Origin of the sequence: Helicobacter jaachi, from assembly GCF_000763135.2 — a bacterium.
Lineage (GTDB): Bacteria > Campylobacterota > Campylobacteria > Campylobacterales > Helicobacteraceae > Helicobacter_C > Helicobacter_C jaachi.
Genome location: NZ_JRPR02000003.1, coordinates 14,688 through 28,172, shown reverse-complemented (window position 1 = coordinate 28,172; position 13,485 = coordinate 14,688). Strand labels below are relative to the sequence as shown.

Here is a 13,485-nt window from a genome sequence, read left to right as displayed (position 1 = left end):
TGAGAATTCTAGTATTTGCGATGAGAAATCGTAGTTTGCAAAAACGAGGTGAAAGGAGTTTGCTGTGATGCAAATGACTCGAGCTGAGTTTGCAGAATCTGCGATTTAGCGCGCAAAGACGAATTCTTAAAAAAATTTTAACAAAGGAGTTTTTATGACTACACAAACCTTTCTCACTCACCTAGCCGATGCCATGCAGCGCGATGAGCCGCTAAGCGCGCAGATGCGCCTAGATTCTATAGAAGAATGGGATAGCTTGGCTGTGGTTTCGCTTATCGCGCTATTTCATAGCCTCTTTGGCATGCAAATAAGCGGCAATGACTTAGCAAAATGCGAATGTATAAGCGATATTATCGCGCTAGCAGGCGCGCATATAGAGGCGTAATATGACACTTTTTGAACCACGCCTTTTTGCTGGAAAAAGCTTTCTAATAAGTGGTGCGAGCAGCGGCATAGGCGCACATATAGCCCTAAGCCTTAATGCGCTAGGCGCGCGCGTGCTAGCACTTGGGCGCGATAAGGCACGGCTAGAATCTAAGCGCGAATTAGCCCCGCATAAAGAGCTATTTATCCCCATTATCAAGGATATTAGTGAAATTGCTGGGCTTGATAGCTTTTCTTTGAATCTCGCTAGAGAATATGGCAGCCTCGATGGAGCCGTGCTATCTGCTGGTCTCCAGCAGACAGCACCGATTTCATCGGCGCTGTCTGTGGAAAACGCACGCACGATTTTTGATGTCAATTACTTTGGGAATCTGCAGCTGCTTAAAGGCTTGCTTGATAGGCGCGCGAAGTCTGTGCAGGGCGCTAGCTTTGTGTGGATTAGCTCAAATGCGAGTGTGAAAGCGCAAAAAGGCATTAGCAACTATGCAGCAAGTAAAGCCGCCATAAATGCCGCTGTGCGCTCAATCGCCCTAGAAATCGCGCCAAAATACCGCATAAACGCCATCTCTCCGGGCTTTACCAAAACAGAGATGATAGAAAAGTGGAGCGCCATATACGATAGCGCGTATATAGAATCTATGGACAAAGCCTACCCGCTAGGCATAGGCAGTGTGGAGGATATAAGCCCGCTTGTGAGCTTTTTGCTAAGTCCGGGGGCGCGCTGGATTACGGGGCAGAATATCGTGCTTGATGGCGGAGGGAGCTTGTGATGATAGACCAACTTATGCGTGCGCAACGCAACGCAGGGCATTATACGCAAGATGAGCTAGATTCTATGGGATTTAAGTCATTGGGTCAAAATGTGCTTATCTCGCGGCTTGCTAGAATCTATGGTGCTAGCAAAATTAGCATTGGCAGTAATGTGCGCATTGATGATTTTGTGATTTTAAGCGGCGTAATAAGGCTTGGGAGCTTTGTGCATATTGGCGCGTTTGCGAGTATCACAGGCGGGAATGGGCTAGATTCTAGCGTGTGTTTTGGCGATTTTTGCGGTATGAGCAGCTATAGCAAGATTTTTGCTACAAGCGATGATTTTGTGGGCGGCTATTTGGTGGGACCTTGCGTGCTAGATTCTATGCGCAATGTCAAAGCTTCGCATATCGTGCTTACGAAGCACTGCCACATCGGCAGCCATAGCCTCGTGCTGCCAAAAAGCCGCTTTGAGCTTGGCGCGTGCTTAGGACCTATGAGCCTTAATATGGGGCGCACGCTAAAAGCATGGGCGTATTATTATGGGAATCCGGCGAAAAAAATTTATAGTATAGATTCTGCACAAATCTTGCAAAAAGAGGCAATGTTACTTACAATTAATGGGGGGGGGGCAGAACTAAATTTCTCCTAAAGATAGAGCTTTACTACTTCTTAATTTATCTTTATCACTCACATGCGCATAATTGTCCTTTGGGCAATCAATTTGAGCGCGCTAGCAAAAAAACACGCACCTACACAACCACAAATTCCCTAGTCATAATCAAGTATTGCCTCCAACATATTTACTTTGCAATATTTGCTTATGGCTATGCCATAAATAACCTTAAAGGAGTTTCACATGAGTACTCAAGACCTCTTAAACGAGCTAGAAGATATCCTTATGCTAGAGCTTAACACCCTACAGCCTAGCGACTTGCTAGAGGGCTTTGCAGATTGGGATTCTATGGCGCATTTAAGCCTTATCGCGCTCTTTGATTCTAAATTGCAAAAAAAGCTCACACCTGCGCAGATTAGGGAGCTAAAGCATGTAAGCGATATTCTAAAACTAGCAGGTGTGGAATGAATGCAACCATAGAACACGCAAGGATTTGCCACATAGCCACCATGCTACCCTCTAAAAGGGTGCAAAACGCGCTTAATCCAAACTTCAGCGAGCGTGATAAGCGCAAAATCATCAAGACCACAGGCATACAAACGCGCTATGAGTTGCAGCGCGATTATGGGAATGCAAATGATGAAACACTGCTAGATTTATATGCTCCTTGCGCGAAAGCCTGCTTAGAGGCACTTAAATGGGAGCTAGATTCTATCGATGGGCTTATAGTGGTCTCACAGCAGCATGAATACAAGCTCCCAGCGACTGCATGCCTCTTGCAAGAGCATCTAGGGCTAAGTAGTGAGTGCTTTGCCTATGATATTGCTATGGGCTGCTCAGGCTATGTGTATGGACTCTATGCAGCCATGAGCCACATAAATGGTGGTGGTGCTAGGCGGATATTGCTTTTTGTAGGCGATGCACCCTCAAACATCACCTATCACAAGGATAAATCTGCGGCATTGCTTTTTAGCGATGTGGGCAGCTGCACGGCGCTAGAATATAGCCAAGAAGCGATGAGGGCGCATTTTAGATTCTCTACCATTGGCAGTGGGTTTGCAAATATCATAGCGCCCTTTGGTGGGCTAAAACACCCGCTCACAGAGCAATCTTTTAGCGAGTTTATCGATAGTAATGGCAATGCCAACACACAAGCCTGCCAGCAGATTAATGGCATAGAGGTGTTTGACTTTACTATTAAGCATCTGCCGCCAAATATCCAAAAACTGCTTGATTACGCGCATTTAAGCCTTGAAGATATAGAAAAATGCTATTTTCATCAGGCAAATAAGATGATAAATGACTATCTATCAGCCAAGCTTAACATCGCGCATAAAGCCCCTTTGCACATAGAGCATTTTGGGAATGCAAGTAGTGCGAGTATCCCCCTGCTGCTGTGTGATAATAAACAAGGGCGCATTAGCGATAAAACTGCCTTGCTAGCGGGATTTGGCGTGGGATTAAGTGTAGGGCTAGTGATAGTGCAGAATCTAGAATGCACCACAAGCTTGCTCTATCGTGTCAAAGAACATATAAAGCATGAGGAGGTGCGATAATGCTAGATTCTACCAATATCTTTGGGCTAAGGGATAAGCTCTGCGTGGTAGTGGGTGCGAGCAGCGGGCTAGGAATGGCGAGTGCAAAAATGCTAGATGCGCTAGGGGCTAGGGTGGTTGGCATTGCAAGACGGCAGGAGCGATTAGAGCAGCTACAAAATGAGTGTAAGAACTTTCGCTATAGAATCTATGATTTTAGCAAGCAAGAGGGTATTAAAGACTTGATAGATTCTATTGTTAGCGAATATGGCAAGATTAGCGGCATGGCGTATTTTGCAGGGTTTGGGCGAGTGAATCCACTACGCAGTGAGAATCTAGATGCCATCAAATCCCTCTTTGATGTGCATGTCTTTAGCGCGTTTGAATGTGTGCGCATTCTCTGCGATAGGCGCAGGAGTGAGCATATAAGCATAGTGCTTGCCTCTTCGATTGCCTCGATATTAAGCGTTGAAGGTTTAAGCGGCTATGGGTGTGCTAAAGGTGCGATAAATGCGCTTTGCATGAGCAGCCTCAAAGAGTTAGCGCGCTATGGGGGAAGAATTAATGCGATTTTACCCGGTGAAATCGATACGGAATTTACACAGCCCTTTAAAGAAATTCAATCAAGTGCGTATAAGCAAGAGCTAGCAAGCTATCCGCTTGGCAGAGGCGAGGTGGGCGATGTGGCAAATCTCTGTGCTTTTTTGCTCTCACCACTCTCCCGGCTTATCACAGGGCAGATGATTATTATCGATGGCGGGAGAAGTAGAATCTAGATTTTATGCGTTAGATAGAGAATCTAGAATCTAAGGCGAGATGGCATGCTCTTGTCGCACATCAATAGAGCGCGTAGCGCAAACATTAAAGACATGCTAAGGGCTGGGATTGTCATTGCGAGAAAGTTCGCAAGAATTTTCGTGGCAATCTAAAACCTTGTTTTTTGTATGGATTGCTTGGGTGCTTTCAACACCTCGCAATGACAGTTCAGCTTACAATGACAAGTTTAGATTACTTTGCAAGGCTTGCAATGACGATAAATATGGAATCTAGATTCTATATGTTTTGCGACAAATTAGATTCTATATAGAATCTAAACTTCTATCAAAAGGAGATATATGAAAGTCTATATCTATGGCTGCTCGGGCTTTGGCTTAGAGCTAGAGGGATTGCTTAGGGATTCAGAGCTTGTTCTTAATAACGAAGTGATACGCAATGTGAGCTTTGCAGGCTTCCTTGGTGATAAACAATACATCGCAAAAGAATATTTGCATCTATGCGTAGGTGATATTACTAGGCTGCATAGTAGTGATGGGATTTTACTAGCGATTGGGAATAACGTAGTGCTGCGTGCAGAGCTTGCAACTATGCTTAGAGATAAAGTTCTTTGCCCAAATATGTTTCATAAAAGCTCGTTTATTTATACAAAAGATATTGGCATAGGGAATATCGTGGCGTTATTTTGCAATATCTCTCCATTATGCAAGGTGGGTGATTTTAATTTCTTTAACTCGCGCAGTGGTATGGGGCATAATGCAAGCATGGGTAGCTATAACACCATCTCAGCATATAGCGACTTGCTAGGCTATGCAAAAATTGGTGATAAAAATACATTAGGCGATAGCAGCCACTTGCTCCCACGCGCGCAAATTGGCAATAACAACACTGTAGCGCCCGGGAGCATTATCTATAAGCGATTTCGCGATAATAATCTCATAAGCGGCAATCCCGCGCAAAAAATTGATAAGCTAGATTCTATAAAAACATAATTTACTTCACAATTGGCTAGGCATAAATAATCAATGTGATAAAAATCAAAGGAAGCGAGCTTAAAGGATACTATGCTTTATGCATTGCCTTAAGCTAAAAAAAGATACAATCCTGCCTCTTAGATTCTATGAAATTAAAGGATATGGTATGACAAAGGTCTTAGTAATTGCTGAAGCGGGCGTTAATCACAATGGCGATATACACCTTGCTAAAAAGCTCATTGATGTGGCAGTAGATGCGGGTGCAGATATTGTGAAATTCCAAACAGCAAAGCCTGAAAATGTCGTGAGTCGCTTTGCCAAAAAGGCAGAATATCAAATCGAAAATACGGGCAATGCCAAAGAATCCCAACTTGAAATGATACAAAAGCTCTTTTTGCCAGATAGCGCGTGGAGTGAGCTTATGAGCTACTGCAAGCAAAAGGGAATTGCATTTTTATCCACACCTTTTGATGTGAAGAGTGTAGATTTTTTGGCTAATCTTGGGCTAGAACTATTTAAAATCCCAAGTGGTGAAATTACCAATCTCCCTTATTTACGCCGCGTAGGCAAACAACAAAAGCGAGTTATTCTATCCACAGGTATGGCAAATCTAGGCGAGATAGAATCTGCGATTAATGTGCTTGTGGAATGCGGCACAAAGCGCGAAGATATCACGCTTATGCAATGTAATACCGAGTATCCTACACCATTTTGCGATGTCAATCTTAAAGCTATTCAAAGCATGCAAAAGGCTTTCCGCTTGCCTGTGGGCTATTCTGACCACACCACAGGCATTGCTATACCCTTTGCAGCGGTGGGCATTGGCGCTAGGGTAATTGAGAAGCATTTTACCCTTGATAAAAATATGGAGGGACCCGACCATAAAGCAAGCCTTGAGCCACATGAGTTAAAAGCAATGGTAGATGGCATTAGGCAAATTGAGCAAGCACTTGGCGATGGGATAAAGCGCACTATGCCTAGTGAAGCCAAAAATAAGCCTATCGCGCGTAAATCCATTGTGGCAAATCGCGCTATTAAAAAAGGCGAGATTTTAAGCGAAGAAAATCTCTATGCTAAACGCCCAGATGAGGGCATATCGGCCATGGAGTGGGATAGAATTATAGGCACAAAGGCGGCGCGCGATTTTGAGCCTGATGAGCTTATCGAGCTAGATATTTACACTAAACATTCATAAAGGATACACAAATGGAGGATATTTTTAACAAATTAACGGGGGGGGGGGCAGAAGCAAGATTCCCACTCTAATGCGCTAGATTCTATAAATGCGCGGAGTTTTATTGCACGATTTGATATCCAAAAATATGTGCCAAATGGTTCTTTGAAGCATGATTTTATCTTGCTCTTTTTGCCATATTTGCTAGCCTTTGGGCTTATGCTGCTTAACACAAATGGCTATTATTGGGACGATTTTGCGCTTATTGGTAACTTTAGCTTTGATGAGATGAATAGGCAATTTGCCGAAAATGGCAATGTATGGTATGGTTATTTTGAGTGGATTTTTATTTCCATGCAGCCCTATGGAGTGGCGCTTTCACGCCTTTTTACATTTTGTAGTTTTTTTATTTGCGGCGTGATAATCTATCAGATTCTAAAAAGTATGCGCCTTTTTAGTGCCTATGAGATTTATGGAATAAGCATACTTTTCTTACTTTTACCCTTTAATACTATCTCACGCAATGCCCTTATCAATGTGCCTTATACGCTGTGCTATCTACTCTTTTTTGTGGCATTTTTTGCCTTATTGTATTTTTGTGCGAGTAAAAATACATGGATAAAAGGCATTTATAGAATCTGCGCTCTAGTATGCTTTTTTATCTCATTTACGATGAATTCGCTGCTTATTTTCTACGCGCTAGCCCTTGCGTATCTGCTCTATGTGCATTATGCTAATACCCCCTATAAAAGCCGCTCTAGCAGCTCTATTGGGTGGTTTATGGCGTGGATTTGGAAGCACATAGATTTTATATTGCTGCCTATTATTTTTTATAGTGTGAAACTTATGTATTTTAAGCCTTATGGGCTGTATGAGGGATATAATGCTGTGCATTTAAGCGCCCTTTTAAAATCCTTTATCAAAACGCCTCTTCTATCACTTTTAAACCTTGTGGAATTAAGCTATATACTTGCAGGCGCGATTGGGCTGCTTGCCCTCCTTGCTGTGCTGTATATGCTCTATAAGCGCTCTAAAGAAATTTGCAAGCGCGATGTATGGGGGATTATCGCTGGCTTTATCATCTGGTGGTTAGGGAGCTTTAGCTATGTGGTGGTGCATAAGCACACAAGTTTTTTAGATTTGCAAGATAGATTTGGGATTTTAGAATCTTTGGGCGTGGCGATTTTGTGCATTTTTACGCTTAATGCTATTATTAAATCAAGCTTATTTAAGCATATTGTGCTTGGTGGCATTATTTTGTGCGCTATAGAAGTGAATGTAGCGGCGCAAAATACGCTCTTTCAGGCTTATATTAGGCAAGTTGGCATTTTTGAGCATTTGAAAGAAAACCCCTTATTTGCGCAATTTGATACTTTTAGAATCCGCGGCGATGTGTGGCTTGGCATAGGCGATGATAGCTTCTATCAGCTCAATGGCTTGTATAAAAGAGAATTTGGCAAAAGTGATAAATACATAAGCCTTGATGTGCAAAGTGGTGAGGACTGCAGGGAAGCATGCTATAAATCAGTGACATATAATTGCGAGGATTATAAAGGCAGCGCGGAAAATTACGCTATCATTTATATTTCAAGGCTGTATAAAGATTCTTTTGGATTATTTCGCTCAAATGCAAAAATGTATCTGCTCAATCTCTTTGCGCCACAAACTTTTAAAGATAAAGCAAAAGCACGCTTTGAAGTGGATATCGTGAAAGGCACATAAATGCGCTAGTCTAGCTAGCGCGATATTATAGAATCTAGCCCTTAAGAAACGAAGTTGATAGGTTTGCAAGCATGGATTTGTCGCTTAAGCGACTGCATGTGAAGCAAGCTATAACTTTATACTTTGAGGGCTAATGTGAGCTTTGCTTACATTTGTAAGACCACGCGGCTTTTGCGCTAACAAAAGCGACAGCGTGGGAATTACTAGAATCTGTCCAGATTCTATAACTTAAAATGTATAATTATAGCCAATTTGGACAATATAAGTCCTTAGCTTGACATTTGCTGGAAGCTCACCTTGCTGCCCTAAAGTCGCACCGGGCACAGAAGTTTTATAATCATAAGCAACAAGCGGGATTTTTGCACCAAGTGTGATTTGATTATGCGCATTTACATTAAAGCTCGCTCCAATGTTTAAAGGCACAGCCAACCCACCCTTTTGCGCGCCACCTATGGCATTTTGCTCTGCACCCATAATCGTTGGCGTCCAGCTAGGTTTAAAGCTTTGATACCCTAAGCCAATACCCGCATATACGCTAAATGCGCTAGTAGCTTGATAGTAATAATCCACATTGATAGTAGCAAGCTGTTGTTTAATATCCGCCTTTGTTTTAGCAGGCATTAATCCCATTAGCGTGCCATCACCATCTCCATAAGATTCACTATAGTTGTATTCTGCGTAGTATCTTAAGCCCATATCTTGATTGAGCGCTTGACGATAACCTGCCATAAGCGAGACATTATAGCCAATACCTGTGTTTGGCAAAATATCTTGAATACTCTTTAGCGCTCCGCCATAGCTTGGTGTAGTGATAGGCACGCCAGCTCCTACTCCCACAAACAAGCCACCTGCCTGCTCTGCACTTGCTACACTTAAACCACATAAAGCCAAGGCTAATACCGATTTTTTTACCATTTCTTATCCTTTTGTTGAAATTGCATGCATTAGATTTAACGCACTTATGGAGATAATAGGGCATTTTGCTCAACACCCCACTTAAAATATGTAAAAATTAGTTGCATATGCAACCATTCTACCCACAAAAGTATGAAGTATGTAAAATCATCAGATAAATTTTATGCAACCTTTATGGCTAGATTCTATAAGTAAGCTCTAAAAGTGAAAAATTATGCACAAGTGAAAGCCCATTAATAATCGCCCTCTTGCCACCCTCAAGCCTAAATGTCCAAGTGCGCAGATAATCCTCACTCTGCGGCAAATCAATGCCTATGTCAAAATCATCATAAAACACGCCCTTAAGCCCTAAGCCATCGCATATTTCTAGCACACTTTGCTTGCTGTGCAAATTCCAGCCAGATTCTAAATGACTGCTCCCGCACACTCTGCCTTTAATAAACACATCAATAGGGTAGGGATTAAAGCAGCCCCATATATAGCCTACACCTTTAGGATTTATGAGATTTGCAAAATGCTCCAAAGGCTTATGCAAATCATCAAAAATGCCTATCACGCCATTTAAAAACACCATATCAAAGCGCTCTTTTGGTAGATTCAAGCCACTTTGTATATCACCCTCCCACAAGGTAGGGCAAGGTTTATTATGCGCTTTAAAATCCTGCCTTGTTTTCTCAAGTAAGCTTGGCAAAATATCTATCCCATAAAGCTTAGCATGTGGAAATACATCGCTTAGATAAAATAAAAAATCGCCATTTGAGCAGCCTATATCGCATATACTTTGTGGATAATCGCTTTGGGATTTCGTGTGTTGAGGAGGGCTTTTAAGCTGCCCCCCCCCCCCGCACAAGAGTGCATAGCAAAATGTGCTTTTGCTATATGTGCTATGTATTTAAAGCTTTCTTTTGGCGCATCTTTGTGGCTTTCGCTTGCGTAAAATTCATCATGTGTGCGCTTAATGGATTGCGCATTGCTAGATTCTATATGTTCCATACTATTCCTTTTTCCCAATGAAAATAAAATGATGTGAGCTTCCTTCACTGCTATAAGGCTCATAGAGTTCAAATATATTATACTCGCCTATATACAGAGGTTTGAAAGGAGCAAACGCCGCTTGTAAGCCCGCTACATCATCGATAAAATGAATGTAGCTCCTCTCTTGCAATCTCCCGCTTAAAACCACCTCGCTCAAGCCATTTTCAAGCTCCCTTGCGATGTGTTTGGCATAGCCATTTTTCCTACTCATCATCGTAAAAAAGCAAATCGCCCCGGGACTACTCATATCATAAAGCTCTTGCACACAATTACGCAAATGCTCGCTATCTAAGTAATACAAACTTTGATTAGCAAAGATAATATCAAAGCAAAGCGGCTTATTATGAGAATCTACAAAAAGCCCTTGCAAACTTTGATTTGGTGTGATGAGTTTAGCGCGCTGCCCTATGGCTTTTGATGCTTGAGTGAGCGCAGATTCTATAATATCCACGCCATAGACTTCATAGCCTTTATCGGTAAAATATTGCGCGTGCGTGCCATTCCCGCAGCCAAAATCAAGCATTTTCCCGCTAAGTTTTTTTAGCTCATAGCGTAAAATCCGCTCATAAAAGCGTATGACATGCCCTTCAGGATACCTAATGCCATAGCCTCCTGCGTATTTTTGCGCATAGGTTGCTTGTGAATTATCACTAGCACCGCAGCAATCGTTACTCGCGGGATTTTTAGAATCTGCAAGAGTGGCATGAGAATTACTATGAGAGGTTACCCCCCCCCCCGCACACATAGGCGTGGTATGTGGATTTTGTGTATTCATTAATTACTCCTTTATTTGTGTATCTTACTTTTGCGCCCAAATAGGGTCTTTAAGCACCCATCGATTAAAGCTATCTTTGGTAAAAATATCACGATTATAGAATCTGTCTATAATTGCCCAAAACTCGCTCTCCCTATAGCCGGCAAAATTACAAAAATCCGCCACTGCTTTTGAATCTAGCGCGTGGTCTCGCTCTTTTACCGCCGCTATGGCTTCATCGCGACTCATCAGTCCATAACGCACAAAACGCGCGGCATAATCAGTCGCGCACGCATGTCCAAATTTAGGATACTTCATCCACGCATGCACCAAATACGCTACAGAATCTACTTGGTCAAAGCTCTCGATGCTCATGGTTCTATCCCATTCGCCAATTAAATCATGAAAGCCGCGCGATTTTGCAAAAATATAATTTGAGTAAGAATTCCAGGGGACAAAGTATGAAAGATAAATAGGGTCTATTTTACTAAAAGTCTGCGGGGGGGGGGCAATAGTAAGTTCTAGGTCTTTTTTGGAAATGCGCTCATCGATAAGTTCATTTAATGGAATATCGCTTGCCACGCCATTGCTTAAAATCTCACGCGCGCTGTATGTCTCCTCACTATCGCCACCGCCATACTCATAGCTTACATTCTCGCCATACACGAGCAATGGTGTATTAAATTTTAATGCCATATGAATTGGATAAGTGTAAATGAGCCTATCAATAAACCAAGTGGGTTTGCCATATTGCTCAAATGTCTTGCGCATAAGTGCCTTTTGCGTGCGTAAATCAGGCTTTAAGGTGATAAGATGACAGCCAAATTCTTCAGAAATATTGCGCAAATTATGCTTGCCCGCCTCTGTCATTGAGAAATTATCCTCCACAGAAAACAAAATCGGGTTCATTCCCATGACTTCTTTCATCATATATGTTTGAAAGTGAGAATCTTTACCCCCGCTCACTGCTATCGCGCAATCCCACGAATCGCCATTACTCCCACGATACTTATCGCAAAGCTTTTTAAACTCCTCAAATCGTGCTTTATAATCCACTTTTTGCTTACGCTCGTGGTTTTTGCACGGCATACACACGCCATCACTATCAAATGTAATACCCGGACGCGTATCGGGCATCACACACTTTTTACAATATCTCATGAATGCTCCTTTGTAGTTAAGATAGGCGCGGATTGTAGCATATATTCATTAAAGAATTTATTTTGCGCGTAATGCCCGCTCTAAAATCGCGTAACTGCTATGAATGTCTTTAAACGGGGCGTAAATTTCAAGCGTATAGATTCTATGCTTTTGGTGTGATTTTTGCAGCAATGGGAGAAACGCGCTTTGCTCACTTAGTGGCTTATTTTCATCACTCAAAGCATTATTCTCACTGATATGCACATAATCTGCCACCTCTAAGCATTGAGCTAGCTCTTGCATAAAATCTAGCCCCATAGTCCTAGCACTTACCTGCAAATGCCCAATATCAAGTAGTAATGAAAAATCTATGCGTTTTTTAAGAGCGCAAAACTGCTCAAAACTTAATAACATTGCCAAATCCCAATGCCCATAACGCGCACAATTTGCGGCATTTATCACATTATTTTCAATATAGAGCCTTATATCTAGCTCATCTGCACGCGCTTTTAAAGTATGAAAGCCATGAATAAAACGCTCCATGCTCTGCTCCTTATCCTGCAGGGTGTATGTTTGGCTCAAATTTCCTAAATCCTTTGGGCTAATGCTTGCAAAAAATCCCGCATGAAAGCCAAAATGCTTTGCTCCAAGCAAGTGAGAAAAGCGCAAAGATTCTAATAAATGCACAAGCGAGCGTTCAAAATTTATAGAATCTAAGCTCGCAAGATTAACTACAAAGTCCTGCTTTGGCGGTGGAAAGTAGTTATGGCATAGATAATGCAAGCTATAGCGCGCCTTTAAATCAAGCAAATCCTCTAAAATACGCTCATAATACACACTCCCGCCACTTAGCTCAATGCGCTTAAAACCTGCTTTAGCAAGTGTTTCTACACTTTGAGCGATGGTGTGAGCTTTGATACAAGAGCTAGATATATAGATATTTATCAAATTATCCTCCTTGTGATTTTTAAAGATTTGTCTTTCACCCTGTGTGGGCTTGCTGCCTTTAAGCCTGCTTTATGGTGCGTAAAGCCAAAATAAAACAAAACTACGATTTAGGATTCTGGTATCGTGCGCACCTTAGCTAAAGATCGCTAGCAGCGTATCACTCACTCCAAGCCCCGCTAGCGTATCCTCATACGCGCGATTTAGCGCCTCATTATCGATAAAATTCCCCCATACCTTATGTCCAGCAGGCTTTTTATGTGCAAGCCAATAGAGGTGGTTTGAGAGCGGATAGCGCTGCACACATTTGATAAACTCTACCTTTAAGCCAGCTCTGCGCGCTAAGTGTGTTAAAGTAAAGGGTGTAAAAAGATACAAATGCGCACTCCAATAGGTAAAATGCGCAAATGCCTCGCTCTTATAAAGTGTAAGTAGTGCGTCATTAGCATTTGGCACTTCAATAAGTATTTTCCCGCCTGTGTGCAATTTAGCCTTAAACTCGCGCAATGTCTCAATAGGATTTGGCAGATGCTCAATGCAGTGAAAACTTGTGATAATATCCACACTCTGCACATCGCTTATTCGCTCATAGAGCGTAATGCCACGCTCCTCATACACATCTTTTACACTAGATTCTATCTCCACACCCGCGACACTTTTTGCCACATCTTTTGCTAAATACAAAAACCCACCATATCCACTACCAAAATCCACAATATCCTTATTTGCAATCATCTCTTTTGCAAATGCAAATCGCCGCATACTAT

Annotated in this window: 16 protein-coding genes; 9 read left to right on the top strand and 7 right to left on the bottom strand. The window is 42.2% G+C overall.

Annotated features, from left to right (window positions below):
* Window positions 1-154 precede the first annotated feature (154 nt).
* From LS71_RS05335 to LS71_RS05295, 9 genes are all read left to right on the top strand, one after another.
* On the top strand, window positions 155-385 hold the full coding sequence (locus LS71_RS05335) for a phosphopantetheine-binding protein (RefSeq protein ID WP_034355873.1): 231 nt from the start codon (window positions 155-157) through the stop codon (window positions 383-385).
* Window position 386: 1 nt separating this feature from the next.
* Window positions 387-1,154: an SDR family NAD(P)-dependent oxidoreductase gene (locus LS71_RS05330; protein ID WP_138109841.1), complete on the top strand. Its 768-nt coding sequence runs from the start codon at window positions 387-389 to the stop codon at window positions 1,152-1,154.
* Window positions 1,154-1,786, top strand: a complete 633-nt coding sequence (locus tag LS71_RS05325; RefSeq protein ID WP_052058114.1) for an acyltransferase — start codon at window positions 1,154-1,156, stop codon at window positions 1,784-1,786. The genes LS71_RS05330 and LS71_RS05325 overlap by 1 nt, the downstream gene beginning before the upstream one ends.
* 207 nt (window positions 1,787-1,993) lie before the next feature.
* The gene (locus LS71_RS05320) at window positions 1,994-2,218 is read left to right on the top strand and encodes a hypothetical protein (RefSeq protein WP_034355879.1); all 225 of its coding nucleotides are present in this window, start codon (window positions 1,994-1,996) and stop codon (window positions 2,216-2,218) included.
* On the top strand, window positions 2,215-3,306 hold the full coding sequence (locus LS71_RS05315; RefSeq protein ID WP_052058116.1) for a ketoacyl-ACP synthase III: 1,092 nt from the start codon (window positions 2,215-2,217) through the stop codon (window positions 3,304-3,306). Before LS71_RS05320 ends, LS71_RS05315 begins: the two co-directional genes overlap by 4 nt.
* Window positions 3,306-4,061 carry an SDR family NAD(P)-dependent oxidoreductase gene (locus LS71_RS05310; RefSeq protein WP_034355882.1) on the top strand — a complete coding sequence of 252 codons (756 nt, stop codon included), beginning with the start codon at window positions 3,306-3,308 and terminating at the stop codon, window positions 4,059-4,061. The genes LS71_RS05315 and LS71_RS05310 overlap by 1 nt, the downstream gene beginning before the upstream one ends.
* A gap of 339 nt (window positions 4,062-4,400) precedes the next feature.
* A complete protein-coding gene (locus LS71_RS05305) occupies window positions 4,401-5,051 on the top strand; it encodes an LbetaH domain-containing protein (RefSeq protein ID WP_052058118.1) in 651 nt (216 codons plus the stop codon).
* Between the two features lie 148 nt (window positions 5,052-5,199).
* On the top strand, window positions 5,200-6,228 hold the full coding sequence (gene neuB, locus LS71_RS05300; protein WP_034355910.1) for an N-acetylneuraminate synthase: 1,029 nt from the start codon (window positions 5,200-5,202) through the stop codon (window positions 6,226-6,228).
* Between the two features lie 144 nt (window positions 6,229-6,372).
* Entirely contained in the window at window positions 6,373-7,929 is a 1,557-nt protein-coding gene (locus LS71_RS05295) for a hypothetical protein (protein WP_238700349.1), read from the top strand.
* 228 nt (window positions 7,930-8,157) lie between these two features.
* Here the strand turns inward: LS71_RS05295 and LS71_RS05290 are convergent, their stop codons facing one another.
* The 7 genes from LS71_RS05290 to LS71_RS05260 form a co-directional block, all read right to left on the bottom strand.
* Window positions 8,158-8,844, bottom strand: coding sequence for an OmpW family outer membrane protein (locus LS71_RS05290; RefSeq protein ID WP_034355885.1), 687 nt, complete (start codon window positions 8,842-8,844; stop codon window positions 8,158-8,160).
* Between the two features lie 178 nt (window positions 8,845-9,022).
* Window positions 9,023-9,694, bottom strand: coding sequence for a class I SAM-dependent methyltransferase (locus LS71_RS05285; protein WP_081946284.1), 672 nt, complete (start codon window positions 9,692-9,694; stop codon window positions 9,023-9,025).
* On the bottom strand, window positions 9,610-9,837 hold the full coding sequence (locus tag LS71_RS05280) for a hypothetical protein (RefSeq protein WP_034355891.1): 228 nt from the start codon (window positions 9,835-9,837) through the stop codon (window positions 9,610-9,612). The genes LS71_RS05285 and LS71_RS05280 overlap by 85 nt, the downstream gene beginning before the upstream one ends.
* A gap of 1 nt (window position 9,838) precedes the next feature.
* Window positions 9,839-10,654: a class I SAM-dependent methyltransferase gene (locus tag LS71_RS05275; RefSeq protein WP_238700348.1), complete on the bottom strand. Its 816-nt coding sequence runs from the start codon at window positions 10,652-10,654 to the stop codon at window positions 9,839-9,841.
* Between the two features lie 24 nt (window positions 10,655-10,678).
* The gene (locus LS71_RS05270; RefSeq protein ID WP_034355894.1) at window positions 10,679-11,794 is read right to left on the bottom strand and encodes an N-acetyl sugar amidotransferase; all 1,116 of its coding nucleotides are present in this window, start codon (window positions 11,792-11,794) and stop codon (window positions 10,679-10,681) included.
* Between the two features lie 57 nt (window positions 11,795-11,851).
* Window positions 11,852-12,721: a sugar phosphate isomerase/epimerase family protein gene (locus tag LS71_RS05265; RefSeq protein ID WP_238700347.1), complete on the bottom strand. Its 870-nt coding sequence runs from the start codon at window positions 12,719-12,721 to the stop codon at window positions 11,852-11,854.
* 132 nt (window positions 12,722-12,853) lie between these two features.
* Entirely contained in the window at window positions 12,854-13,480 is a 627-nt protein-coding gene (locus LS71_RS05260) for a class I SAM-dependent methyltransferase (RefSeq protein WP_034355922.1), read from the bottom strand.
* Between the last annotated feature and the right edge of the window lie 5 nt (window positions 13,481-13,485).